This is a genomic window from Bacillus paranthracis (assembly GCF_024296885.1).
GTDB classification, from domain to species: domain Bacteria; phylum Bacillota; class Bacilli; order Bacillales; family Bacillaceae_G; genus Bacillus_A; species Bacillus_A paranthracis.
In genome coordinates, this window is sequence record NZ_CP101135.1 from 845872 (window position 1) to 871563 (window position 25692).

29 protein-coding genes and 1 pseudogene are annotated in these 25692 nt (G+C 36.0%); 19 read left to right on the forward strand and 11 right to left on the reverse strand.

The annotated features are described in order from the left end of the window. Positions 1-27 precede the first annotated feature (27 nt). From NLJ82_RS04300 to NLJ82_RS04315, 4 genes and pseudogenes are all read left to right on the forward strand, one after another. Entirely contained in the window at positions 28-1338 is a 1311-nt protein-coding gene (locus tag NLJ82_RS04300) for a PTS sugar transporter subunit IIC (RefSeq protein WP_001013050.1), read from the forward strand. Then, complete coding sequence (locus NLJ82_RS04305) at positions 1314-1592, forward strand: hypothetical protein (RefSeq protein WP_088047963.1); 279 nt, start codon at positions 1314-1316, stop codon at positions 1590-1592. Before NLJ82_RS04300 ends, NLJ82_RS04305 begins: the two co-directional genes overlap by 25 nt. Beyond that, positions 1582-2667, forward strand: coding sequence for a DUF871 domain-containing protein (locus tag NLJ82_RS04310; protein WP_000440039.1), 1086 nt, complete (start codon positions 1582-1584; stop codon positions 2665-2667). Before NLJ82_RS04305 ends, NLJ82_RS04310 begins: the two co-directional genes overlap by 11 nt. 61 nt (positions 2668-2728) lie before the next feature. After that, positions 2729-3106, forward strand: a pseudogene (locus NLJ82_RS04315) (HEAT repeat domain-containing protein); the annotation flags it as partial. Here NLJ82_RS04315 and entC read toward each other — a convergent pair. The 4 genes from entC to NLJ82_RS04335 all read right to left on the reverse strand — a co-directional run bounded on the left by entC (position 3090) and on the right by NLJ82_RS04335 (position 7893). Further along, positions 3090-4493 carry a cell wall-binding protein EntC gene (entC, locus tag NLJ82_RS04320; protein WP_000421987.1) on the reverse strand — a complete coding sequence of 468 codons (1404 nt, stop codon included), beginning with the start codon at positions 4491-4493 and terminating at the stop codon, positions 3090-3092. The pseudogene NLJ82_RS04315 and the gene entC overlap by 17 nt on opposite strands. 447 nt (positions 4494-4940) lie before the next feature. Continuing rightward, the gene (locus tag NLJ82_RS04325; RefSeq protein ID WP_012644216.1) at positions 4941-6092 is read right to left on the reverse strand and encodes an ABC transporter permease; all 1152 of its coding nucleotides are present in this window, start codon (positions 6090-6092) and stop codon (positions 4941-4943) included. Positions 6093-6118: 26 nt separating this feature from the next. Then, complete coding sequence (locus tag NLJ82_RS04330; RefSeq protein WP_000609103.1) at positions 6119-6793, reverse strand: ABC transporter ATP-binding protein; 675 nt, start codon at positions 6791-6793, stop codon at positions 6119-6121. Further along, positions 6790-7893, reverse strand: coding sequence for an efflux RND transporter periplasmic adaptor subunit (locus tag NLJ82_RS04335; RefSeq protein WP_000728831.1), 1104 nt, complete (start codon positions 7891-7893; stop codon positions 6790-6792). The genes NLJ82_RS04330 and NLJ82_RS04335 overlap by 4 nt, the downstream gene beginning before the upstream one ends. 211 nt (positions 7894-8104) lie before the next feature. On the opposite strand from NLJ82_RS04335, the gene NLJ82_RS04340 reads away from it, so the two are divergent. From NLJ82_RS04340 to NLJ82_RS04350, 3 genes are all read left to right on the forward strand, one after another. Continuing rightward, a complete protein-coding gene (locus NLJ82_RS04340; protein WP_000388674.1) occupies positions 8105-8839 on the forward strand; it encodes a YwaF family protein in 735 nt (244 codons plus the stop codon). An 88-nt stretch (positions 8840-8927) separates the two neighbouring features. Further along, positions 8928-9794 carry an ABC transporter permease subunit gene (locus tag NLJ82_RS04345; protein WP_000239680.1) on the forward strand — a complete coding sequence of 289 codons (867 nt, stop codon included), beginning with the start codon at positions 8928-8930 and terminating at the stop codon, positions 9792-9794. Position 9795: 1 nt separating this feature from the next. Beyond that, positions 9796-10800, forward strand: coding sequence for an ABC transporter permease (locus NLJ82_RS04350; protein WP_000269961.1), 1005 nt, complete (start codon positions 9796-9798; stop codon positions 10798-10800). 44 nt (positions 10801-10844) lie between these two features. On the opposite strand, the gene brnQ2 is transcribed toward NLJ82_RS04350, so the two are convergent. The 4 genes from brnQ2 to NLJ82_RS04370 all read right to left on the reverse strand — a co-directional run bounded on the left by brnQ2 (position 10845) and on the right by NLJ82_RS04370 (position 13448). Then, positions 10845-12161, reverse strand: a complete 1317-nt coding sequence (gene brnQ2, locus NLJ82_RS04355) for a branched-chain amino acid transport system II carrier protein BrnQ2 (protein WP_001260945.1) — start codon at positions 12159-12161, stop codon at positions 10845-10847. Between the two features lie 217 nt (positions 12162-12378). Then, positions 12379-12948, reverse strand: coding sequence for a spore coat protein CotJC (gene cotJC / locus NLJ82_RS04360; RefSeq protein ID WP_000265278.1), 570 nt, complete (start codon positions 12946-12948; stop codon positions 12379-12381). Between the two features lie 12 nt (positions 12949-12960). Then, the gene (cotJB, locus tag NLJ82_RS04365) at positions 12961-13224 is read right to left on the reverse strand and encodes a spore coat protein CotJB (RefSeq protein ID WP_001075543.1); all 264 of its coding nucleotides are present in this window, start codon (positions 13222-13224) and stop codon (positions 12961-12963) included. 8 nt (positions 13225-13232) lie between these two features. Further along, a complete protein-coding gene (locus NLJ82_RS04370) occupies positions 13233-13448 on the reverse strand; it encodes a spore coat associated protein CotJA (RefSeq protein WP_000362188.1) in 216 nt (71 codons plus the stop codon). A 94-nt stretch (positions 13449-13542) separates the two neighbouring features. Between NLJ82_RS04370 and NLJ82_RS04375 the strand changes: the two genes are divergently transcribed. Both NLJ82_RS04375 and NLJ82_RS04380 read left to right on the forward strand, forming a co-directional pair. Beyond that, positions 13543-13902: a VOC family protein gene (locus tag NLJ82_RS04375; RefSeq protein ID WP_012644217.1), complete on the forward strand. Its 360-nt coding sequence runs from the start codon at positions 13543-13545 to the stop codon at positions 13900-13902. 14 nt (positions 13903-13916) lie between these two features. Then, the gene (locus tag NLJ82_RS04380; protein WP_000440959.1) at positions 13917-14696 is read left to right on the forward strand and encodes a DUF2935 domain-containing protein; all 780 of its coding nucleotides are present in this window, start codon (positions 13917-13919) and stop codon (positions 14694-14696) included. Between the two features lie 17 nt (positions 14697-14713). Here the strand turns inward: NLJ82_RS04380 and ku are convergent, their stop codons facing one another. After that, positions 14714-15526 carry a non-homologous end joining protein Ku gene (gene ku, locus NLJ82_RS04385; RefSeq protein WP_000557724.1) on the reverse strand — a complete coding sequence of 271 codons (813 nt, stop codon included), beginning with the start codon at positions 15524-15526 and terminating at the stop codon, positions 14714-14716. 340 nt (positions 15527-15866) lie between these two features. On the opposite strand from ku, the gene NLJ82_RS04390 reads away from it, so the two are divergent. From NLJ82_RS04390 to NLJ82_RS04405, 4 genes are all read left to right on the forward strand, one after another. Further along, positions 15867-16148, forward strand: coding sequence for a YkvA family protein (locus tag NLJ82_RS04390; protein WP_000733844.1), 282 nt, complete (start codon positions 15867-15869; stop codon positions 16146-16148). A gap of 10 nt (positions 16149-16158) precedes the next feature. Continuing rightward, positions 16159-16764: a DedA family protein gene (locus tag NLJ82_RS04395; RefSeq protein WP_000435017.1), complete on the forward strand. Its 606-nt coding sequence runs from the start codon at positions 16159-16161 to the stop codon at positions 16762-16764. Between the two features lie 97 nt (positions 16765-16861). Beyond that, entirely contained in the window at positions 16862-17242 is a 381-nt protein-coding gene (locus tag NLJ82_RS04400; protein WP_000742050.1) for a DUF3992 domain-containing protein, read from the forward strand. Between the two features lie 14 nt (positions 17243-17256). Beyond that, on the forward strand, positions 17257-17610 hold the full coding sequence (locus tag NLJ82_RS04405; RefSeq protein WP_000526007.1) for a DUF3992 domain-containing protein: 354 nt from the start codon (positions 17257-17259) through the stop codon (positions 17608-17610). Between the two features lie 103 nt (positions 17611-17713). On the opposite strand, the gene NLJ82_RS04410 is transcribed toward NLJ82_RS04405, so the two are convergent. Continuing rightward, positions 17714-18178: an S-Ena type endospore appendage gene (locus tag NLJ82_RS04410; protein ID WP_000802319.1), complete on the reverse strand. Its 465-nt coding sequence runs from the start codon at positions 18176-18178 to the stop codon at positions 17714-17716. 308 nt (positions 18179-18486) lie between these two features. Here NLJ82_RS04410 and NLJ82_RS04415 point away from each other — a divergent pair, with 308 nt between their 5' ends. The 3 genes from NLJ82_RS04415 to NLJ82_RS04425 all read left to right on the forward strand — a co-directional run bounded on the left by NLJ82_RS04415 (position 18487) and on the right by NLJ82_RS04425 (position 21412). After that, a complete protein-coding gene (locus tag NLJ82_RS04415; protein WP_000442455.1) occupies positions 18487-20946 on the forward strand; it encodes a LamG-like jellyroll fold domain-containing protein in 2460 nt (819 codons plus the stop codon). 79 nt (positions 20947-21025) lie between these two features. After that, a complete protein-coding gene (locus NLJ82_RS04420) occupies positions 21026-21229 on the forward strand; it encodes a hypothetical protein (protein ID WP_000391504.1) in 204 nt (67 codons plus the stop codon). Positions 21230-21241: 12 nt separating this feature from the next. Then, on the forward strand, positions 21242-21412 hold the full coding sequence (locus tag NLJ82_RS04425; protein ID WP_001174836.1) for a hypothetical protein: 171 nt from the start codon (positions 21242-21244) through the stop codon (positions 21410-21412). A 20-nt stretch (positions 21413-21432) separates the two neighbouring features. On the opposite strand, the gene bcaP is transcribed toward NLJ82_RS04425, so the two are convergent. Next, on the reverse strand, positions 21433-22845 hold the full coding sequence (bcaP, locus tag NLJ82_RS04430; protein WP_000838732.1) for a branched-chain amino acid transporter BcaP: 1413 nt from the start codon (positions 22843-22845) through the stop codon (positions 21433-21435). Between the two features lie 162 nt (positions 22846-23007). Between bcaP and NLJ82_RS04435 the strand changes: the two genes are divergently transcribed. The 3 genes from NLJ82_RS04435 to NLJ82_RS04445 all read left to right on the forward strand — a co-directional run bounded on the left by NLJ82_RS04435 (position 23008) and on the right by NLJ82_RS04445 (position 25564). After that, positions 23008-24231 (forward strand): cation:proton antiporter, encoded by a 1224-nt coding sequence (locus NLJ82_RS04435; protein WP_252206326.1) that lies wholly within the window; start codon positions 23008-23010, stop codon positions 24229-24231. 125 nt (positions 24232-24356) lie between these two features. Beyond that, positions 24357-24671, forward strand: a complete 315-nt coding sequence (locus NLJ82_RS04440; RefSeq protein WP_001223241.1) for a hypothetical protein — start codon at positions 24357-24359, stop codon at positions 24669-24671. Positions 24672-24700: 29 nt separating this feature from the next. Beyond that, complete coding sequence (locus NLJ82_RS04445) at positions 24701-25564, forward strand: MurR/RpiR family transcriptional regulator (protein WP_000648157.1); 864 nt, start codon at positions 24701-24703, stop codon at positions 25562-25564. Positions 25565-25692 lie beyond the last annotated feature (128 nt).

Below are 25692 nucleotides of genomic sequence, written 5' to 3' on the forward strand. Positions count from 1 at the left end.
TAGAAAAGAGAAAGAGGAGGGGTTTTGATGAATGGTTTTATGAGTTTTATGGAACAAAAGATTATGCCAACAACACAAAAGATTGCCGGACAGCGACATTTATTAGCAATTCGAAACGGGGTTATTTCTACATTACCGTTAACGATTGTCGGATCATTTTTCGTTATCTTTTTAAACTTACCAATTGATGCATATATGGAATGGATTGCACCGTTTCGCCATATTTTAGATATTCCATTCCGGTTTACGGTAGGTTTAATGGCGTTATACGCAGCATTTGGGGTAGGCGCTTCGCTCGCGAATTTTTATCAGCTCAATCAGTTAAGTGCAGGGTTATTATCTGTACTCGCCTTTTTACTAGCATCGGTTGAACCCATTCAAATTACGAAAGCCGTACCAGGTGTTATTGATGCAGGTAGATATATTTCAGTAGGAACATTAAGTGCAACATCTTTATTCGGCGCAATTGTTACAGCTTTAATTGCAGTAGAAATTTATCACTTTATGATTAAGCATAATATCTCAATTAAATTACCAGATAGTGTACCACCAGCAGTTTCAAATTCGTTTGCAGCATTAATTCCAACGTTAGCAGTTATTCTTTTATTCTGGGGCATTCGCTACGGTTTGAAATTTGATGTAAATACAACAATCACATATTTAATCGCACCACTAAAATCAATATTAGTAGGAAATAATTTATTCGGCGGTTTATTAACAGTATTCTTAATCGTATTCTTCTGGTCATTCGGTATACATGGCCCTGCGATTTTAGGACCGATCATTCGTCCAATGTGGGATTCTGCAATTCTTGAAAATATGGAAGTATTCACAGCTACAGGAAATGCACATCAATTACCCAACTTATTTACAGAGCAATTTATTCAATGGTTCGTATGGATTGATGGATCAGGCTCAACGTTAGCTTTAGTAATTATGTTTATGTTCTCTAAATCTAAGTTCTTAAAAGAGTTAGGTAGATTATCATTTGTGCCAGGCTTATTCAATATTAACGAACCAATTATTTTCGGGGCACCAATTGTAATGAACCCAATCTTAATTATTCCGTTCGTTATTACACCGTTAGTGACAACGACAGTATCATATTTCGCAGTTGTTTCAGGTATGATTCCGATGATGATGGCGAAATTGCCATTTACGATGTTAGCACCAATTGCAGCGATTATTAGTACGGACTGGACAATTATGGCTGGTGTACTTGTACTTGTTAACTTTGTTATCTCATTCGTTATTTACTATCCGTTCTTCAAAATGTATGAGAAACAACAATTAGCAGGAGAGGAGAAAGAAAAATGCTCGGAGCAATTATCATCTTAATTACATTTGTAGCGGGGCAGTGTATTGCACATTATTCAAAATGGGTACAAAGCAAATCTTTATTAGTTTTACTACTAGTATCAATTGTATTTATCGGTAGTTCAATGGGTGCCTATGTAATGCTAAGCTTACAATCACCGTACGTAATTATTGTACCAACGATTTTATGTGCAACATGTTTATCTGCAAAATATAGATTTACGAGCATGGCATTAATACAACATGTGAAGGAGATGCAAAAGCATGGAGCGTAAATTAGGAATTTCACTTTATCCAGAACATTCAACGAAAGAAAAAGATATGGCATACATTTCGGCAGCGGCACGCCACGGTTTTTCAAGAATATTCACATGCCTATTGTCTGTGAATCGCCCGAAAGAAGAAATTGTAGCTGAATTTAAAGAAATTATTCATCATGCGAAAGATAATAATATGGAAGTTATTTTAGATGTAGCTCCGGCTGTCTTTGATCAGCTTGGTATTAGTTATAGCGATCTATCATTTTTCGCAGAGTTAGGTGCAGACGGTATTCGATTAGATTTAGGGTTTGACGGATTAACTGAAGCGAAAATGACGAATAACCCGTACGGCTTAAAAATTGAGCTAAACGTAAGTAACGATATTGCGTACTTAGAAAATATTCTTTCGCATCAGGCAAATAAGTCAGCTTTAATTGGTTGTCATAACTTCTATCCGCAAAAATTTACTGGACTTCCATACGAATATTTCATTCGCTGTAGTGAACGCTTTAAAAAACATGGTATTCGCACGGCAGCGTTTATTACGTCACATGCAGCTAACATCGGCCCATGGGATATTAACGACGGATTATGTACATTAGAAGAGCATCGTAACTTACCGATTGAAGTACAAGCGAAACATTTATGGGCGACAGGGCTTATTGATGACGTTATTATCGGAAATGCTTATGCGAGTGAAGAAGAGTTAGAGAAACTAGGAAACTTAAATCGTTACATGTTACAGCTAAAAGTAAACTTTGTAGACGAGGCGACTGAAGTAGAGAAGAGAGCTACGCTGCAAGAATTACACGTAAGACGCGGTGACATAACAGAATATATGGTACGTTCTACAGAAGTGCGTAAAAAGTACAAAGACTATGACTTCCCAGTGCGCGAAAGTGTACGACAGGAAAGAGGGCAAGTTGTAATTGGAAACAATTCATTTGGTAAGTATAAAGGCGAACTACAAATCATTCTAAAAGAAATGCCGATAGATGAACGGAAAAATATTGTCGGTACAATTACAGAAGAAGAGTTATTCTTACTAGATTATGTAGGAGCTTGGACGCAGTTTACTTGTGTGGAATAGGGGAGTGAAAAAAGAGGATGCTGTGGCATCCTCTTTTTTCTGTTGAAATGGTAGTCTATTGATTCTTCCATTAACAAGGATTTTATACAGAGATAGTGCTTATATTCGTTCAACCGTTATTGAGGTGTTAGCAAAAATAGGGGGAGCAGACTTGTAAATAGTCTATATTGAAGCTTTACAGGATAGAAATGTGATGGTGAAATATGAAGCTGTTCGAGCTAGTTATATGAATGGCGACGAAATAGCAATGAGACCAATTTGCGAACGTGTGAATAAAATTGTTGCTAGAAGACGTAAAAATGAAGTAGAGCCTACGGATGAATCAGAGATTATCATTGCTCTTCGTTTCTTACGAGAAAGAGAGAATGTAAGAATCATAAAAAAAGAGTCAGCCTCAATGAGACTGACTCTTTTTTTACAAACTAGTTTAATACTTTAACTGTAACTGTTTTACGTCCCCAGTTACTTGATGTACCTTTGTCTGGCATTAAAACATCGATTTTATTTCCTTTAATAGCTCCACCAGTATCACCAGCGATTGCTACTCCGTAACCTTCAACCCATACTTTTGAACCTAATGGAATAACACTTGGATCAACCGCGATTAGTTTCATGTTTGGATTAGCTGTTAAGTTGTGACCTAAAGCTGATTTTACTTGGTCGCCTGCTTTATAACCATTTTCAAGTGGATCTGCTGTGTAAGCTGTTGCTACAACGCGTAACTCACGAGAAGATGATGGTGCACTTGTTTCAGTTTCTTTTGCAACAGGTTGTTGTGTAGCTGGTTTTTGAGCTTTAGCCGCTTCACGAGCTTTAGCTGCTTCTTGAGCCTTAGCTTCTGCTTGAGCTTCAGCTACTGCTTGAGCTGCTTCACGAGCTTCAGCTGCTTCTTGAGCTTTAGCTGCTTCACGAGCTTTAGCTGCCTCTTGAGCTTTAGCCGCTGCTTGAGCTTCAGCTACTGCTTGAGCTTGAGCTGCTTCACGAGCTTTAGCTGCTTCTTGAGCCTTAGCTTCTGCTTGAGCTTCAGCTGCTTCTTGAGCTTTAGCTTCTGCCTGAGCTTTAGCTGTCTCTTGAGCCTTAGCTGCTTCACGAGCTTTAGCCGCTGCTTGAGCTTCAGCTGCTTCGCGGGCTTTAGTTGCTTCCTCCGCTTTAGCTTTTGCTTGCGTTTCAGCTACTTCACGAGCTTTAGTTGTTGCCACGGCTTTAGCTGTATCTTGAACTGTAGTTGTTTTTTCAGCTTTAACTACTGGTTGAACTTTAACTGGAGCTTTACCTGTTAAGTAAGGAACGTGAACGTAAGCTGTTTTTCCGTTATATTCAAATTGGATCCAACCATTTTCAACTTGGTGTGTTGTTTCGATTACGTCATCTTGTTTCAATTTCCCAAGAATCTCTGAGTCTGTGTTTGCACCAGCACGTACGTTTAATACGTTAGCTGTTACGTAGTAAGTGTCTTTTGTGTAGTCAGCGCTAATGAAAGCTTCCTTACCGCTATTCAATTTTACTTTTGACCATCCGTTTTCTGTATGTAAAACGTTAACTTTATATCCATCTAATAATTTTCCGACAACTTTTGATTCAGTAGTTGGGTTTTCTCGTACATTTAGTACATCAGTTGTTACAAACGTTTCTGCTTTAGCAGATGTTGTGAAAATCCCAAGACCAAAAACCGCTGCTGTTGCTATACCCATAAATTTTTTCATAATAGCCTCCATTGCATTTGTTTTCGTTGACCTCATTATAGCAACCATTATTTTCTTATTTGCGAAAAACATAAAATTACAAAGCTTTCGTAACGGGTCATTAATATTCTGTAATAATTCCATTAATATCCTAAAAGCGCTTTCTTATAGTTTTTAGGGGAGGTTAGAGCATATGATGCATAAAAAAGGTAGTATTTCAATTTCTGATAGGTTAATAGTATTTCTATAGTGTTACGTAATCGTTTCGTAATCATTACAAAAATGGCGTATTTTGCTGTCGGAACAGAAAAGTAGTTATGTAAAAATAACTATTTTAGTTGTGGAGAAATAAAAATGAGGTGAAATTTAATAAAATATCGCTATAATTGTTACAAAATAAGTCGAGGTATGGAAAAAATTACGCCTTGATTTTGATTTAGCACATAGTATTTTTACAATAATAGGATTCTATAATAGCTTTAGTAGGTTGAAATAATGAAAGGTGTTGATAACGTGAAACATATATAATAGAAGAAACACGATTAAATAGATAAATAAAAAACGTAGGAGTGTAAGCTCCTACGTTTTTGTTTATTCATATCGTAAACATTCAATTGGATCCAGTTTTGCAGCTTTGTTAGCTGGTAGTAAACCGAATATAATACCGATTAACATGGAGATACCTACTGCAAGAAGTCCAAGTTCTTTTGAGACAACGAGTGGCCATCCAGCAAAGATGGAGACGATCCAAGCGAAGAAGATACCGAGCATGAAACCGATGAAACCACCGAGTCCTGTTAAAATACAAGATTCAATTAAGAATTGTGTTAATACTTTACCACGCGTTGCACCAAGAGCTTTACGAATACCGATCTCACGTGTACGCTCTGTTACAGATACAAGCATAATGTTCATTACACCGATACCACCAACAAGTAAGGAGATAGCGGCAATACCACCGAATACCATTTTCATCATACCGATTGATTCATCTAATTGCTTCGTAAATTCACCTAAGTCTTGTGCTTCGAATTTGTGCTCAAATTTAGGAGCTTTCATTTCGTTTAAAACAGAAACGGCTTGTTTTTCTACACTTTTACGTTCGGCCGGAGAGGTCATTGTTAATCTTACAGAGTCATACTCAGTTACTCCTGAAATGACAGGCGCGTTTTCAAGTGATGTATAACCCTCAGGCATAGGCATTCCAAAGTCATTTTTCGTTTCGTATACACCGACTATTTTATACGGCTTTCCTTTTATATCTGCGTATTGATTTGATTCCCAACCACTAAATAATTTGTTGAAAGCTTCTTCATTTAATATAACAGCAGGGATTGCTTGGTTTAGCTCACTGTCGTTTAATTCACGACCGTGAACTAATTTTATCTTCGAATCTGTCATAAAGGCGCCTGTTCCGCCTTTTAAATCAAGATTTACATCTTTTGAACCAGCAGATGCTTTTACTTTCATACTTACATCTGGATATACATCTTTAACGCCTGGTACAGTTTGCAGTCGGTTTAGCATATCAGCTGTAATTTTGGCATTATCTGTTCCATAGTCAGGATTGTTGTAGTAAATCGTTACTTCGTTATCTTTCCCTTGGCCTAACTCTTTTTTAAACTTTGCGTTTGTACCATCACCCATTGAAATGATAGTAATAATGGCACTAACCCCAATAATAATTCCTAGCATCGTTAAGATAGAACGCATCTTATGGGCAAAGATAGAGGAAAGGGCCATGCGTATATTTTCACTCGTGTTCAAAATTAACCTCTCCAATCTTGGACGATATTTCCGTCACGAATTACAATTTGACGTGCTGCAGCTTCCCCGATTTCACGATCATGGGTAATCATAATGATTGTTGAGCCTTGTTTGTTTAATTCGTAAAAGAGGTCCATAATTTGTGTACTTGTTTTCGTATCAAGTGCCCCCGTCGGTTCATCGGCTAAAATGAACTTTGGATTATTTACGATTGCACGTGCAACAGCGACACGCTGTTTTTGTCCACCTGATAATTCGTTCGGTAAGTGAGTAGCACGATCAGCTAAACCTACTTTTGTTAAAGCAGCTAATGAGCGCTCACGTCTTTCTTTTTTATCAACTCCAGCGTAAATAAGAGGTAGCTCTACATTTTGAAGTGCTGTAAGTCTCGGTAATAACATAAAGTTTTGGAATACGAATCCGATTTCCTTATTACGAACGCGTGCCAGTTCTGTTTCAGACATGTTTGAAATATTTTGCCCAGCTAGTTCGTACGTACCTGTCGTTGGTTTATCTAAACAACCGATAATATTCATTAAAGTTGATTTACCAGAACCAGAAGGTCCCATAATCGAAGTGAATTCTCCTTGGTTCAGTGTTACGTCAATTCCGTGTAATATTTGAACAGATTCTGCACCATTTTGGAAGGATTTCGTGATGCCTTTTAAGTTAATCATTCAACGACAACCTCCATACCATCTTTTAAGTCTTTTTCAGGTTTAGAGATAATTTGTTCTCCTTTTTTCACTCCAGAAACTTTTGCTTCGCTATCAGTCTCGAATTCAACAGTAACTGCTTGTTCTTTCGCTTTACCATCTTTTACAATGAATACAACATTTTTGTCACCTTTTTTCACGATGCTGCTTTTCGGAACAATTGTACCAGTTGCTTCGCCAGATTTACTTGTTACGTAAACGTGGAAGCCGTTTTGTAATTCTTCACTATTATCTAAAGTGACAGTGAATTGATAGTTAGAAACAGTTTTATTTTCGTCCATGCTCTTTAATGGTGTAGAACTGATTTCTGTTACTTTTCCTGTCCAAGTCTTACCAGCGACCGTTTTTGAGGAAACAGTTACTTCTTGCCCAACTTTCATACTAGCAAGCTCATATTCAGAAAGTTGACCTTTTACTTTAAATGGACCAGCGTGACGAAGTGTAATACCGCTCATACCTGTTTTTTCATCAGCGATTTTTACGATATCATCAATTACGCCATCAGCAGGGCTCGTTACAGAAAGTGTATTTACTTTCTCTTTTGCAGCTTTAATCATTTCATCAGATTTTTCAACTTCAAACTTTTTCATTTCAAGCTGTGATTCTAATTGTTGTACTTCAATTTCAGATGCTTTTAATGCTTCAGCAGGAAGGCCTGCATTTTTATCTTTTTGTAATTTTTGTTTCGCAGCATCAATTTGCTTTTGGAACAATGTTACTTCTTTTTGTGCGATTTTCTTTTGCATTTCTGCTTCTGTTACACCTTGTTTCGCAGTAGGGTCATTATATTTAAAAAGGAGTTGCCCTTTTTTCACTTCATCACCTTTTTTTACAGCTAATTCATACGTACCTTTTGTTGGATCAAATGAAATTGTTTCAATTCCGTTTGGAATGACTTCACCGCCAAATTTTTGCGCGTTTTGGATTTGTTTTTCGGTTACTTTATATCCGCTATATGCCATTGCTACTTCTGAACCGCCGCCAGCAAATGCAAAGTATGATCCAGCTGCAATTCCGATTGCTACTACACTAGTAATTAACACTTTATTTTTCTTCTTCATCTATTTATCACCTTTTCGTTCGTTTTAGTATCTACATTAAGTATAGAAGAGGTAAAGAATCTGACAAATCGTTTTAGCTTACAATAACCTTACAGTTTTGTAAGGTATGAATATGTAAATGTAAGGTAGAGCTTGTCCCAGTGTAAGCAAATGAATTGACGCGTGTTTTTTTTCTTACAATAATATTGTATGAAGGAGAGGAGGAAGGAAGATGGAAGCTTATTTTAGTGCGCATCCATTAAAACCGTTTATTCCCTACTCAAGGCAACATGCCATTATATTATTTATTCTGTTGGTGGGAATCGTTTTTTTATATCAATACCAAGATGTATTACGTCAAAATGAGTGGAATATAACGGTTCGATATGCGATTGCATTTCTATTTATAGGGAGTGAAATTGGACTTCATATGTGGGAGTGGAAAGCAGGGATTTTTGAGCTAGCCACTTCATTACCGTTTGAGTTATGTACGATTAGTTTGTTGTTAGCGTCAATTATGATCATAACGAAAAGTTACCGTATATATGAGATTGTATTTTTTACAGGAATTATTGGTGCATCACAAGCCATCTTAACGCCAAACTTGCAGTATGCTTTTCCGCATTTTCGGTTCATTGAATATTTTATCGCGCATATATTGCTCATTTGGGCGCCACTCTTTATGACTTGGGTGGAAGGATATCGTCCGACAGTACAATCTATTAAACGCACAATGATATTTTTAAACATATTGATTCCGATTGTTTCGTTTGTAAATTACAAAACAGGTGGTAATTATATGTTTTTAGCTCATAAGCCAGAAACAGCTTCATTACTTGATATGTTAGGACCACATCCTTATTATATTATTTCATTAGAACTCGCAGCGCTTATTGGATGTTTTATTTTATATATGCCATTTGCGAAAAGAGAAGAACAGTTACACAAAGAATCGTTAGGGTCATAACCTAGCGATTTTATATATAATAAATATTTACAATTCAGAAAATTGAGAATAAAATTGAGGAGTAAATTATAAAGAGAGAAGGGCGAAAATGGTCAAAAAAGTATTTTTGAATGGGATGGAAGTGACGATTCAATTTCTTATTTCGATTTTGGGTATTATTTGTTTAGGGACATTGCCGAAACTATTTTATGGATTTGAGCTGCATGCATCACAGTACATAAAGAGTTTACAAGAAGTGTTTGTGAATTTAATGGACATCTCCAATTTAAAATATGTGGGAGATAAATTTTTATTTCCACAGTTGTTTGTCCATTATAAAGAAACAATTATTATATTTTTAGCTGCTTTTTTCATTTCATTATTTGTAGCATTTTGTATTGTTTATGTAATTATGAGTAGTTCACCGCGTATACAACATCGAATTAAATCATTTCTTATCTTCCTAGAATCCATTCCAGATATCCTTCTTATTTTAGTATCACAAATTTTAGTTGTATGGTTTTTTAAACAAACAGGTTTTTTACCTTTTCAAATTGCTTCAATTGGAGGCGAGTCGATTAGGGGGTTGCCAATATTGTGTTTGAGCATCCCGACTACGATTATGTTTGTAAAAATGATCGTGCTTCGTTTTGAAAATGAACTAGAAAAAGATTATGTACTATTTGCTAAGGCGAAAGGGCTGGGGCGCTTTCATATTTTAAATCGCCATATTTTACGAAATGTGTTGCTTAGTACATTATTCTTTGCGAAAACGAATATCTTTTTTATGTTATCTAATTTATATATTATAGAATGGATTTTTAATACGGGTGGTATTTTTATGTTTTTGAAATCGTATTTCGGTATTAGAGTTGAGGTTTTCATTGTTAGTGTGCTTCTTATATATATTCCGATTTTTATTTTATTTAAATTGTTTCATTATCTCATTCCGGCTGCGATGAAGGAGAGATTATAATATGTGGACGTATATAAAACGTGATAAAAGATTTTGGATAAGTATTGGGTTCCTTCTCCTATTAGTTCTTTTGAGCATCGGAAATACGTTATGGAATGATGGACATATTAGACAAGTTACATTGCAATATGATGCGGATGAAAATCCACAAGTGCCACCGTTTCCACCTTCATTACAATTTTTACTCGGGACAGACCGGAAAGGGTATGACCTGTTACATTTAGTCATTGAGGGCGCGAAGTGGACGATTGGTATATCTATTTTAATTGCGGCACTTAGAATGGTAATAGGTGTGTTTTTCGGTGTCGTACTCGGAACGTATATAAAAAGAGGATTTTCAAAAATTGAGGCTTTCTTTGATAGTTTTACAGTTATTCCGACAGTTATGATTGCGTATTTTTTTCTTCAATCTGCAAATACATTTGGAAGCGGAGAGGAGACAACAACCTTTTTTGAAAGGGCTTCGTTTCAAGTGGTATTACTTGTACTGCTTGTAATGCCAGTTATTGCACTGTATGTTGCGAAGGAAGTTCGTAAATTGCGAACGGAAGAATTTGTTGATGCCGCACGCATATTAGGTGGATCGAGAAGACATATTGTTATAAAACATCTTTTTCCGCACCTCTATATGACGTTTATACTCGTATTTCTTCAGCAGTTTACGCAGACTCTTACTATTTTACTGCACTTAGGATTACTTGAAGTGTTCTTTGGTGGGACTGTAATGTTTGGTGGACAAATAAAAGAGGTGGAATCTTATACGCATGAATGGTCAGGTTTAATTGGAGTATACTTTAGGTCATTAACAGTGAATCCGTGGATCCCTCTCGTTCCGATTACATTTTTTGGACTTACTATTTTTTCAGGAAATATGATTGTAAAAAGCATAGAAGAGGCGATGATGAAAGTAAGGTTAGGAGGAGAGCTAAAGAAGGATGTTGCAGAAGAGGAACAATCTGTTGTGCAGTCGAAAGAAGAGTTATTTACTTTTAAGCATACGATGTGAAAATAAACAGAAGCAAGCATGTATTTCATGCTTGCTTCTTTACTTTATTTTGTAGAAACTTCGCCTTCAGCTTCTGTTTGTGGAATAAAGTATCCGATTATACCACCAATTATTGCTGGAACGATCCAGCCGATTCCTAAGTTATAAAAAGGAATCGTGTGTACGATATTAGCGATAAAACTTGGTATCATTCCCACATTATCAAGTGCATGAATACAACTAATAATGAATGCTGCAATCATTGCCCCGATGTAGACAGAAGGTTTACGTTTCGTATATTTATCTATAAATGATACGAAAATTAAAATAATCGTAATTGGATATAAAATAATTAATACAGGTAATGTAATTTTGATTAATAAACTTAAACCTAAGTTTGAAATCACGAAGCTGAAAATACAAACGTATAGTACGAGCTTTTTGTAAGAAACATTTGTTAGTACTGTTGCGAAATAGTTTGCAAATGCACTTACAACACCAATTGCTGTCGTTAAACAAGCGAAGATAATGGCGATACTTAATAAAACATTACCGCTTGTCCCAAAGAAGTGATACATAACAGTCGCTAATAGTTGACCACCGTTCTCGAATTGTCCTAAGTTGCCGTTTGAAGCACCGATATAACCGAGTAAGAAGTACACAATTGTTAAAAATAGAGCGGCAATGCTTCCGCAAATAATTGTATATTTCGCAATTGATTTCTTCTCTTGTATACCGTTTTGGCGAATTGCATTTACAACGATCGTTGATAATACGAGAGCACCGATTGCATCTAACGTTAAAAACCCTTCAAGAAATCCTTTGAAAAATGGAATTTCTTTATAGTCACCAACAGGTTCTGCAAACGTTCCTGGTGAAAGAATTGCTTTTGTTGCCATAATTGCAATAATTCCAAGTAAAATTGGCGTTAATATTTTTCCGATATGATCTACTAATTTTGATGGATTTAATGATAAGAAGTAGACGACTGTAAAGAAAATCGCACTAAAAACTAACATAGAGTACCATTGGTCTGGGAAAAGTGGTGCAATCCCAATTTCGTAAGATACAGATCCAGTTCGTGGAATAACAAATAGTGGGCCGATTGAAAGATAAATAATGATAGCGAATATTGCTGCGAATTTTGGATGAACACGGCTTGCTAAAGTGTTAAAACTACCACCGGCTAGGGCAACAGCAACGATAGCTAGTAAAGATAAACCGACGTCTGTAATAATAAATCCTGTAATGGAAATCCACATATTTCCTCCGGAAGAAAGACCGAGAAGGGGCGGGAAAATCATATTACCAGCACCGAAGAAAACTGCGAATAGTAATAAACTAATCGAAAGTATTTGCGCTGGTTTTAAAGTTGTACGCATATAAAGAAAATCCTCCTACTGAGTGTTTTTGTCGAAAATTCAAACAATTTGTCGAGTAACTGTTATTATTTTAAAGGTCTGATGACTAGAAAGCAATAGGGAATTTTGAAAAAATTAAAAAATAATACATTAAATCGAATAAATATACTATTTGTATGTTTAATAAGAAGGATTTAACTTTAAACGTAAAAAAACACATATCGCTAGGATACGTGTGTTAAAAATAAATCTTTCGATCGCGTTCTTCTTTTAAAATTTCAACTGCTTCTCGGAAACGTTGTGAATGGACAATTTCTCGTTCACGTAAAAAGCGCAAGCTGTCATTTATATCAGGATCGTCTGATTGGTTAATAAGCCATTGATATGTGGCACGTGCTTTTTCTTCAGCGGCAATATCTTCGTATAAATCAGCAATTGGATCACCTTTAGCTTGTATATAGGTTGCAGTAAATGGAACACCAGCCGCGTTATGGTAATGAAGTGCGCTGTCATGGTCGACGTAATGAGGATCAAGACCAGCTGCCTTCATCTGTTCAGGAGTCGCATCTTTTGTTAGTTTATAAACCATTGTAGCAATCATTTCAAGATGCGCAAATTCTTCTGTACCAATATCGGTAAGGAGGCCAATGACTTTATCAGGAATTGTATAACGCTGATTTAAGTAACGGAGTGCAGCAGCTAACTCTCCATCTGCACCCCCATATTGTTCAATCAATAATTTTGCAAGTGCTGGATTGCAAGTTCCTACTTTAACAGGGTATTGTAATTTTTTTTCATAAATCCACATAGTTTCTCTCCTTTATATTTGCCATGGCCAAGGACCTTTGCTCCATTCCCAAGGGGCATTAGAATAGCTATTTCCGTACTGTTGAAGTGGTCCATATTTTTCTTCCATCTGTTGTTTTAGTACTCTTCGTTTATAGGAAAAGTCATTAAATTGATTAATAGCTGCTGTATCGTCTGGGTGGGTGTCTAAGTAAAGCGTTAGTTCGACTAGTACAAAGTCTAATTCTTGGAGATTCTCTAAAAGTCGATAATATTCTTCTGGTAGTGGCTGGTTCACGTCAGTCGTCACCGCCCTTTTTTATAAGGATTTTCGTAATAGTCATAAAAAACAGGCCATAAAGTTCCTTTTTGTAGTGCTTCTTTCGGTGAGAATTGTGGTAAATTTGGCGGTTGAAAACCTAAATATAAATTAGGAGGGGTAGAGTAATATTTTTTACCAATAGGAGGACAAGGATCTTGAGGACTATGGTATGGCACATATGATTTCATATATTTATCCATTAATAAACCTCCCTATATTCTTCATCACTACGTATTGTATTCAGACATAATAGGCATTTATGACACATATAAAAAGGTAATAGGTACAGGGGGAATGAATGTGGAGCAATGTATTGTATTAGAAGTGAAGAATTTAAAGGAAACTTTGTATTTTTATGAAGGGATTTTAGGAATTAAACCTAGTTTAGAAAGACCTCAATTAGATGTAACGGGGGTTTGGTATGATTCTGATTCAAAGAGAATTAGTTTTGTCATGAATCGCATGTTAGGTGGGCGGGAAAAAGGTGTTACAGATTCATGCGAGGTTTTAACATTTACGATTTCTAACATAGAGAAATTGAAAAAGAAGCTAGCGTTTTATGAAATTTTATATACAGAAAATGAATGCGCGAGGAGTATTGTAGTACAAGACCCAGATGGATATAAACTTCAAGTGGTAGAGAAGGATGAATAGACGGAGGGGATTTGGTGGAGAGAAATTATGAAGAAAGTGCGTTGTTTGAGCATCAATTTTGGCTAAAAGTGCTGAGTGATCATGCGCAATTTTTACTTGATGCGTTAGCTCCAAAGGAAAAAGAAGATATAAAGAAAGCTACTTATTTTGTTGAGCTATTTCCGAATCTGTTAAATAAAGTTCGTAATGTGAATCTCGTGGCATTTTCCAAAGAGGCGGAACAAGCCGTTAAGGAAATACGAATGTTTAAATTAAATATTATACAGAAACAGTTGGAAGGAAAAATTACCATTCATTTTACGCCAACTTTTATCAATCATATGGTAAATGAAGTTGAGGAGTATATAACGGTTTTAGAGTTTTTGAAGAAAGGGGAAGTTCCGCCTGTTTTTCATGAATTACATTATCATCTCGTTTGGCTAACGGATGCGGCAGGTCATGCAGGCTCTATTTCTGGTGGGCTAGATCTTGTTGAAAAAAGGTTGAAAGAGAAAAGCGAAGAATTTACGAAGCATTTTGAACAATTTTACTTAAAGGCGGTTGAGATGACTGGATATTTACGAACAGAGCTTCATCATTTTCCTGCATTAAAGAAGTTTACAAAAGATGTTTCACTTGAACTAAAATTATTTTCACATTTTTTACATGAAGTGGAAGAGCTTGAGTTATCAAATGAAGTATTAAGTGTATTATCAGCGAGAATGGCAGATCATATGGCAAGAGAGGAATGTTATTATTTATTAAAATTAGCCCAATCATCTGGACTCGAAATGCCGAAATGTAATCCGCTTTAAAGAAAAAGAGGTCAATTTTATTTGGCCTCTTTTTCTGTTTTATTGTCTCTTTTTATTTTTGCTTGTTCAATACTTGCCTGTAATGTCTCCATAATATTGATGATGTTTGGAGCAGGAGAGATGGTTTCTGTTTTTTCCTGTTCTTCAATTTTATTTTCTATTAATTCGGTAAGGGCTTCTTTATATTCATCTGTATATAACTCTTGCTCGAAAGGGGTTGTAAGATGGTGAATTAAGTTGATTGCTGCGGTGAGTTCTTGTTTTTGAATCGGATAATTTTCGTTACTTGGTAAGTTAGGTGTATTTGTTATATCGCGAATTTCATTAGGATAGTGAATAGTTTGCAACATAAGTCCATCTTCAAAGTTACGGATAATAGCTAAATGTTGTTTTTTTCTAATGGAAATATGGATAAGACCAAGTTTATTCGTACGTTCAAGAGCTTCTTTTAATAATAGATACGATTTTTCGTGTCCTGGAGTAGGGCCTATAAAATAAGAACGATCATAGAGAACAGAATCAATTTCGTTATTTTGAACAAAAGATATAATACGAATAGATCGTGGTTCGTGAGCTTTTTGCAACGCAGCTAATTCTTTTTCATCCATAATAATGTATTTATGGGGGGCGTATTCATAGGCTTTTACAATATCTTTATCATCGACTTTTTCATCCGCACAATCGGGAGCGAATTTTTTATATTTAATAGGTGTTAAGCATTCTTTATGGAGACTTAAAAATTTTATGTCGTTTTCTTCTACGGCGCTATATAGTTTAATTCCTATATTTAATAGTCCAAGTGAAAGTGCACCTTTCCATACGGTATGCAAATGAAATCTCTCCTTTCATTCAAAAATGATTATGTATATTATGAGATAGTAAGAAATTTCCTATACGTTTTTTGTTTTTTACAGAAGGGATTGGAATATAAAATATATTGACAAGCCCTCCAAAATATTTTAATGTGATTGTATAAAATTGTGTATATAAAGGGGAGTAACTTATTACAGTAAAGTCGTCATTACAGGGAGAAACCCTCGGCTTTATTGGCAACGTTTCGTTGTTAGTGAGACCTTTACCAGCAATGGTAAAGGCCCCTTATTGTCTTTTTTAGGACCCTTACCATATTTGGTAGGGGCCTTTTTGTATACAAGGAGAGGAGATATAAAAATGAAAAAACTTATTAGTAGATTAAGAGTTGTATTTCATGTTCGCCGATTTGTTCCATTCCTATTTGACTTTTTTACTTCAAAAGAGGTTTCAATAAAGAAGAAAATCTTATCCATTGCTTTTTTAGTTGGTTATGTAGCGATGCCGCTCGATTTAATTCCAGACTTCTTACCGTTCATCGGTATTTTAGATGATATTGGAATTGTGTTATTTATTTTGAACCGAATTGTAAAAATGGCGCCAGTTCAATTACAAGAAAAGCATAACGTAAACGTAGGATAGGAGTTAAAATATGGAGCAAATTATTTTAGATATAATTGAGTTTTTAAAGCAGTTTTCTTATTTTGGAGTTGTATTGGCTTTAACGTTTGAATTTATTCCAGCAGAAGTCGTTTTGCCTATGGTTGGATATTGGGTGTACGAGGGGGATATGAATTTTTGGCTAGCTGTATTAGCTGGAACACTTGGCGGAACGACAGGACCGTTAACGTTATACGCACTCGGTTATTACGGTGGTCGTCCTCTATTAATAAAGTACGGGAAATACTTCTTTATTAAAGAAGAACAAATTCAAAAAGCAGATGATTTCTTTGAGAAATATGGACCAGTTGTAGCATTTGTTGGACGCTTTGTACCTGGCGTTCGAACGCTTATTTCTGTTCCATGTGGTATGGCGAAAATGAACATATGGAAATTTAGTATATATACATTTGTAGCAATGTTCCCGTTAACGACTTTATATGTCTATTTTGGAATGAAATTAGGTCCGCATTGGGAAAAGGCTGCGGATGTTGTTGGACAATATATGCTACCGATATTAGGAGGCGTTATTCTTATCGTTGCTAGTATCTTTGTCTATAAATATATGAAAAAAAGAAACAAAACGGAATCTATCTAGTCACATGAATATTTTTTGAAAATAGATGAATAGTACAGGCAAAAGACTCTGGGAGACATACACATATAGGGAATAGCAAAGAGAGAGGGGAAAGGCTATGGCTTGTGAATGCTCAAGTACAGTATTAACATGTTGTTCAGATAATAGTAGTAACTTTGTCCAAGATAAAGTATGTAACCCGTGGTCTAGTGCTGAAGCTAGTACCTTTACAGTTTACGCAAACAATGTGAATCAAAATATTGTTGGTACAGGATATGTAACTTATGATGTTGGTCCTGGCGTGAGTCCTGCGAACCAAATTACAGTAACGGTTTTAGACTCAGGTGGAGGGACAATCCAAACATTCCTAGTAAATGAAGGGACTAGCATTTCATTTACGTTTCGCCGCTTTAACATCATCCAAATTACAACTCCAGCAACGCCGATAGGTACGTATCAAGGGGAATTTTGTATTACAACTAGATATTTAATGGCATAGAGAGGGGAATTAGTATGGGTAACTGTAGTACAAATCTTTCATGTTGTGCAAATGGACAAAAAACAATTGTCCAAGATAAGGTGTGTATTGATTGGACAGCAGCTGCAACTGCAGCAATCATTTATGCTGATAATATTTCGCAAGATATTTATGCTTCAGGATATTTGAAAGTGGATACTGGAACAGGTCCTGTTACAATTGTATTTTATAGTGGAGGAGTAACGGGGACTGCAGTGGAAACAATTGTAGTTGCCACTGGAAGTAGCGCATCTTTTACAGTTCGCCGATTTGATACGGTTACAATTCTTGGAACAGCGGCTGCTGAAACAGGAGAATTTTGTATGACTATTCGCTACACTTTGTCTTAATATATAGTGATTTAAAGATTACCAAAAAACGTGCAAACGATTCATGTATTTGCACGTTTTTTTAGTAGACTTTTGATTAGATTCAAAAGCAATAATTTTTTTGTTATAGGCAATCTCGCTTTGATTTACAATAAGTTAATTGGAAGCAGTAACGTCCCTCGATATAAATAGAAGGATCTGATGGAATATCGATAACTGAAACGGATTGTAAATCAAAGCCTGTATATGAAATAGTGTTTCCAGGTAAAGCTGTAAAAGTATTTGTGGTAGAACTTATTATTTGGATAGATAGTGCATTGGTACTATTCCTATTATTGTATATAGAGATAGTGCCAGATAATGAAACAATTCCTTCTTTTTTCCAAATGTTTACTGTGGTGTTGGTTTGTTTTAGTTGTTTTTGAGAAATTGGAATAAAATCATTTGAGATAAGAATATCTCCAGCGAACTCATTGGTAACTAATTCGGCGTCGCCTCTTTCAGGTGGGAGAATAGGAGGACAGGGGCAAGTAGGTTGACAAATGATAGATAAAGGAGCAAAACAGCCGATATTTTTATGAGGTTTCAATGGGTTCCCTCCTTTTCATAAGACTGTTTACTATTATTAAATGTAACAGCATGGCCGATGTGTTAAGAATAGATAAAAAAAATAAAATCGTGATAGTTTCATAGGCCCATACCTCTTCACAGTTTTTATAGGAAAAAGTTAGTTAACTATTAGACAAAAGTACTTGTTTTATGTAAATGTGGCATTTAATATAAAATTGACTGTATATTTACAAAATTTAAACAAAATAAATTTTTAGTTTAAATTAAGTTAATATATGTTCGATACAATAACCAATGTAATTAATTTATTATATGAGGGGGATTCATGTGGAAAGAACAGCTTTACGCAAAGTAAAAGGTCTTATTGGATTATTAATGGTTTTTGTATTAGCATTTGTATCATTTCCGTGGGGTACATCAGTTAAAGCGGAAGAGAAGAAGCAAGAAAAGGCACCGAGTGAGAAGAAGATTGTTTTTCCGGTTGTAAGTGATGTACATATTAAGAATAGTGGAACAGATGATACGTTTCGCTGGAAACGAGCAATCGAGCAACTAAATACACTTGCACCTAAACAAGATGCGTTTGTAATTGTGGGAGATTTTACTGATTCAGGATCACTGCAACAATATGATCGTTTCATGCAAGTGTATAATGAAAATGCAAATAAAGATGCTGTGCGAATGAATTCTCTTGGTAACCATGATTATTGGAACGGTTTATCTGTAGAGGGCGCACAGAAGCGTTTCTTAGAAAAAACAGGAATGGAATCGATTTACTATCACAAAGTGGTAAAAGGGTATCATTTCCTTGTCATGTCTCCGGAAGATGGGACAACTCATGGATATTATTCAGACAAGCAAATTAATTGGTTAAAAGAAGAAATGGCAAAGGCACAAAAAGATGATCCAGAAAAACCAATTTTCGTATTTTTACACCAACATATTAAAGATACAGTATACGGTAGCCAAGAGTGGGGAACAAAAGATAGTGCGAAAATTAACGAGGTGTTAAAAGAATATCCACAGGTTATTACGTTTTCAGGTCATTCACATTATCCGTTAGATGATCCGAGATCGATTCATCAAAAAGACTTTACATCAGTTGGTACATCTTCAGTAAGTTATATGGAAGTTGAAGGTGGTAAAGTACAAGGGACGATCCCGCCAGGAGCTAGTACATTAAGCCAAGGTTTATTAGTAGAAGTAGATGATGAAGAAGTAACGATCAATCGTCGTGATTTCCATACAAATTCTTGGACAGGTGAGCCTTGGAAAATTAAATTACCAGCAAAGAAAGACACATTTACACATATAGAAGATCGTGATAAAGAAAAACCTTACTTTGCTAAGGATGCAAAGCTTGCTGTATCAAATGTAACAGAAAATGCGGCAACGGTAACATTCCAGCAAGCGTTGGACAACCTTCTTGTTCATTCTTATCGTGTACAAGCTAGAGATAAGCAAACAGGAGAAATTAAAAACAAGCTGTTAGCATTCTCAGAGTTTTATCGTGACCCAGTGCCGAAAGATCTTACATTTACACTTGCAGGGTTAGATGGCGGGAAAACATATACACTTGAAGTAGTTGCAATTGATTCGTTTGGTAATGAAAGTGCGCAGCCTTTAACGGCAGAAATTACTACGAAAAAAGATGATATTGATCCGAATGTAAAAGTGCCAAAGGCTGATGTTTTCGATGTGAATTTTGCAGATGGTACATTTAAAGACAATTCACCATTTGGTACAAAAGGTGATGTGAAGGGCAATGTGACTATTGAATATGATAAAGCATTGAAAAAGAATGTGATGAAGCTAAACGGAAAAGCAAATACATTTGGATACCTTCCATTTTCAGCAGCACAAAAAGAAAAAGTAGCAAATACATTTACGTTAGAAACAGTATTTTCAATGAATGAAATTCGCGGACAAGGTATTTTGCAAAATACAGAGAGTGGCGGAATTGGTTTTGAATCTACAGGAAGTGGATATGTTGAATTATGGGCTCACATTGGCGGCAGTTATAAACGCGTTGGCGTTCAATTAGAAGCAAACAAAACATATCACTTAACAGGAACGTATAACGGAAGTGAAGTAGCTATTTATGTCGATGGTAAAAAAGTAAATAGCCAACCAGCTACAGGGAAAGTGTCTCATCCGAACGTACCATTTGCACTTGGAGCGGATCCTGATAGCAATGGAAATGGCGGTATTCCGTTAAATGGACAAATCGCACTTGCAAGATTATATAGTAAAGCGTTAAGTTCTTCAGAAGTATTAGCGGCGTACAATGAGTTTTCTAACCGTACGAAATTAGAGCAAGTAAATGCGTTATTTGAAGAGCTTGGAAAAGTAAAAGAAGTGCTAGCTGGTACGTATGAGTTTGGTGATAAGCCAGGTCAATATTCAAAGGAAGCATTTCAAGAATTAGAGAAAAGCTATAATAATGCAAAACAAGTGTTTGAAAATGTAGCGAGTACGGGAGAGCAAATCGTTCAAACGTATAACGGATTAAAAACAGCTAATGTAACATTTGTACAATCTAAAGTAGTAGAACAACCGAAAACACCGAAAGAAAAATTACAAATCAATATTGAATCTGCAAAAGCAGTAGTGAAAAAAGCGCAAGCTGCAAATGTAACGGACGGTTCAGTGAAAGCACTGAGTCAAAAAATTACAGTGGCCGAAGCTGTAGTGAAAGATGTAAAAGTAAAAGATGCACAAGTAGAAACGATGAATCGTACATTAGAGTATACGATTTCACTTGTTGAAAAAAGCATAAACAAATAAGAGAGAAGAAAAGAAGCTTATCATGATAGGCTTCTTTTTTGTTATACTAAAAATAGCATAGAATGAAGGAGCGAATAATTTGGAAGAGAAAAAGCTAAAAAGAATTCTTGAATATGTATGGATCGCGGTTGTGCTCCTTGTAGGATATTATTTCTTAAAAGAAAAAAGTATATGGGTTCTATTTTTAATGACGTTTTTATTAGCGGGTTTAGGCACGTTATTTATTAATTTCTTCTTTGATAGTTTAAATGCATGGAAGAAGAAAAAGAAGGGAACGAAGTAAAGGAGGGAATATATGCAAAAGTGGAAGCTCATATATCAGGTGATTATTTTCCTATTACTTGTAGGTATTGGAATTGTGAAATACGCAACGCCAATAGGAAATTGGGCATCGTTTACAGCTTGCATCGGCATATTTTTCATTTTACAATCGTTAACGAAAAAATATAATAGTACAGAAAAATAGCTCGCCGCTAAAACGGCGAGCTATTTTGTTATGTTTTTTTTCTTTTCATCATTCGTTTTTTCGGTAGCTAAGTGACTATGCTTTCTAGAGTAGAAGAAATAGAAGCATAAGCCGACTATAAGCCAAACGGCAAAGCTAATCCATGTTGTTTTAGACAAATTGATCATTAAATATAAGCAGCAAAGAATTGCGACAACTGGTAGTACAGGTACGAAAGGTGTGCGGAATCCGCGTTTTAAGTCAGGGTGTGTTTTTCGTAAAATAAGTACTGCGCAGCAAACGAATGTGAAGGCTGTTAATGTCCCGATGTTTACTAAATTCGCTAATACGTGCAGATCTAAAAGTCCTGCTAATAAAGCGGCAACAACACCAGTAATCCACGTGTTTAATAAAGGGATTTTCACTCTTTTATTTACACGTGCTAACGCTTTTGGAAGTAAACCGTCACGGCTCATTGCATACGAAACGCGAACTTGTCCATACATAACGACTAAGAGAACGGTTGTCATTCCAGTCATCGCTCCAACAGCGAGTAGTCCTGCAATTGTATCCTCGCCAACGAAATGTAAGGCAAATGCAACTGGATCAGAAACATCTAATTGTGTATAAGGAACCATACCTGTTAAAACGAAAGATACAATCATATATAAAACAGTACAAATAAGAAGGGAACCGATAATGCCGATTGGTAAATCGCGCTGTGGTTTTTTCGTTTCTTCCGCAGCAGTTGCGATTGCATCAAAGCCTAAGAAGGCGAAGAATACAGTGGCAGCTCCAGTAATAATACCGTCGTATCCGAATGGAATGAACGGCGTCCAATTTTCAGGCTTTACATATTTTGCACCTGTTACGATAAAGGCGATAATAACAGCTAGCTTGATAAGAACCATAATATTATTAATGCGTGCGCTTTCGCGTATACCAAAACTTAAAAGCCCCGTAATGATGAGTAAAATACAAACAGCTGGTAAATCGATGAGACCACCTTTTCCTACGCCAGGTGCCGAGGCGACTATGGCGGGCAGATGGACGTTAAATCCTTGGAGTAAAGATTGTAAATAACCAGACCAACCGACAGCTACTGCTGCGACTGCAAGTAAATATTCGAGCATTAAACACCATCCAACGATGAAGGCGACGACTTCTCCGACTGTCATGTATGCGTAAGTATACACACTGCCTGAGACAGGAATAGAAGAAGCAAATTCGGCATAACAAAAGGCTACACAAGCACAAGTAAATGCAGCAATAAGAAATGATAGCATAATACCAGGACCAGAATGTTTCGCTGCAACAATACCTGTTAATACAAATATCCCTGTCCCAATTACGGCGCCAATTCCTAAAAACGTTAAATCAAGTGCGGTTAATGTTCTCTCTAACTGCCGTGGTGATTCAGTACTAAGCGCTTTTTTTCGTAATAATGACTTCAATTTGGACTCTCCCCCCGTTTTTTCATTTCCATAACTGTGAATGTAGTATGAGCCCACTAGAAAAGAGTATGTAAGTAAATGGAGGTACAGTTATGGTGCATAGTTTTTTAAAATTGCTGGATTAATCTTAATATAATTCAGAATATTTTGTCAAATAAAAATATGACAAATAAAATGCAGATGAATAGGGGAAACTACTTGCAGGAATGGACGAGGGTTAACGACCCACTGATCAAAGTTAAAGTAGGAGAAGATGTTATGTTATTTTATTTTGAACTTGTCGTCATTTTACTTTGTACGAAATTAGCTGGTGATATTAGCGTGAGACTCGGTCAGCCTTCTGTACTTGGTAAATTAATTATCGGTATTATTATTGGTCCAGCTGTACTTGGTATTATAAATAGTTCTGAATTAATCGATGAATTGAGTGAGATTGGTGTTTTACTACTTATGTTTATGGCTGGACTTGAAACAGATTTAGAAGAGTTAAATCGGAATTTGAAATCGTCATTTGCAGTAGCAGCTGGTGGAATTATTTTTCCTTTCATCGGTGGTTATGTAACAGGATTGCTGTTTGGATTAATACAATCTCATGCCATTTTTTTAGGATTATTACTTTGCGCAACATCGGTTAGTATTACAGTGCAGACGCTAAGAGATTTAGGAAAAATGAATACGAGAGAAAGTACAACGATTTTAGGTGCTGCCGTATTTGATGACGTCATCGTCGTTATTTTATTAGCGTTTGTTATGAGCTTTTTAGGAACGCAAGATGTGAATATAACACTTGTTATCGTAAAGAAAATTATCTTCTTTGTTAGCATTGTTTTTATTGCATGGAAAGTTGTTCCTTGGATTATGAAAATGCTCGTGCCGCTTCGTGTAACAGAAGCGTTAATTAGCGCGGCTCTTATTATTTGCTTCTCTTTTTCTTATTACAGTGAAATGATGGGAATTGCAGGCATTATTGGAGCATTTGCAGCCGGAATTGCCATTTCTCAAACAGAGTATAAGCACGAAGTAGAACATAAAATTGAACCGATTGCGTATGCGATATTTGTGCCAGTGTTCTTCGTAAGTATTGGAATGGAAATTACATTTCAAGGTATCGGAAGCCAGCTTTGGTTCATTATCATCATGACGCTTATTGCGATTTTCACAAAGTTAATTGGATCCGGTTTAGGAGCAAGACTAACAGGATTCAATCTTCAATCTTCTATTAGTATTGGTGCGGGAATGGTATCGCGTGGTGAAGTAGCACTTATTATTGCAGCAAATGGACTTGCGGCGAATTTATTAGCGAAAGAAAATTTCACAGCGATTGTTATTGTTGTTATATTAACGACGATTATTACGCCGCCGCTTTTGAAGAAGTATTTTGTATAGAGAGGAAGAGCTTATCTGATGTGGGTAAGCTCTTTTTTTATTGGAAAAGCAATAGTCATGTGGCATGAAAGGTTTGTAATTATGGTAAAATCTATGTATGTGATATGACAAGGAGAGGGATGTGTTTGAGGATTACGAAGGAAAAGATTATAGGTGTAATTATACTTCTTTTATTGTGCATACCATTTACTGCATGGAAAGAATCAAAAGTGAAAGATTTTCCGGTTTCTATTTTCTCGGAAGAAGCAGATGGTGAGTACAATCAGAAGCTGAAATATACTGCTTTTTTACCTGATGTTGCGATTTGGATGAACGGTTGGGAAAAGAAGTGGACAGAAGGGGAAAGAACTGTTTATCAAAAAGGGAATCGCATTGTAAATGTGTTTCATCCTCCTGGCGATGATGGTTTTTACCTTCTTGAAGCAAGAGAAAATAAGTGAACGCAACCGTAAGAAGTGGAGGTTAAATAGTGAAAGCTTCAACATTACTATTTAAAATTGAAAGTAATATGGATCAATTTTCACCAGCTGAAAAGAAGGTTGCCATGTACATAATGGAGAATGCAGAGATTGTTCCGAACTTAACGACGAAAGAAGTGTCAACGAATGCAGGTGCAAGTGAAGCGAGTGTTGTTCGTTTTTGTAAGTCGATTGGGATTGGGAGCTTTAAAGCATTTAAAATCGCGCTCGTTCGTGAATTAACGATTGCTGATTATAATATTAATGATTTTTCAGTGATGAATACGGAAGATGGCCCGTACGACTTGTTTAATAAAGTTACGTATGTGAATAAAGCTGCAATTGAGGCGAGCGTGACGGCGATAGATAAAAAAGAACTTGAAAAAGCTGCAGATCATATTGTAAATGCCGATAAAATTATCTTTTACGGAGTAGGCGGATCAGCTACTCCGGCGATGGACGGAGCTTATAAATTTACAAGGCTCGGATTTACAGCGATGATGCTATCTGATTTTCATATGATGTTGCCGCTTGTGACGAATTTAAAAGAAGGCGATATATTTGTGGCGATTTCAACATCTGGTCGTACGAAAGATGTACTTGAAATGGCGCAATATGCGAAGAGACAGGGTGCAACAGTTATTGCGATTACAAAGCTTGATCAATCATCACCGTTATATAAAGAGGCGGATATTCGTCTTTGTATGCCAGATGTAGAACAAGATCATCGTATTGCAAGTATTGCTTCAAGAATGACGCAATTGAACATGATAGATGCTCTATATGTGATTACCTTTAATCGCATTGGTAATAAAGTGCTAGATCAATTTATGGAAACAAGAGAAGAAGCTTTGCGATTACGGAAGCTGAAATGAGAAGATGGGGAAACCCATCTTTTTTGCATATGGACGGACATAAATTCGTCATGAAAAGAAATTAAATTTCATAAAATAATAAAGTAATATTGATTTTAAATTTCTTAAAGTTATAATGAAAGTATGAA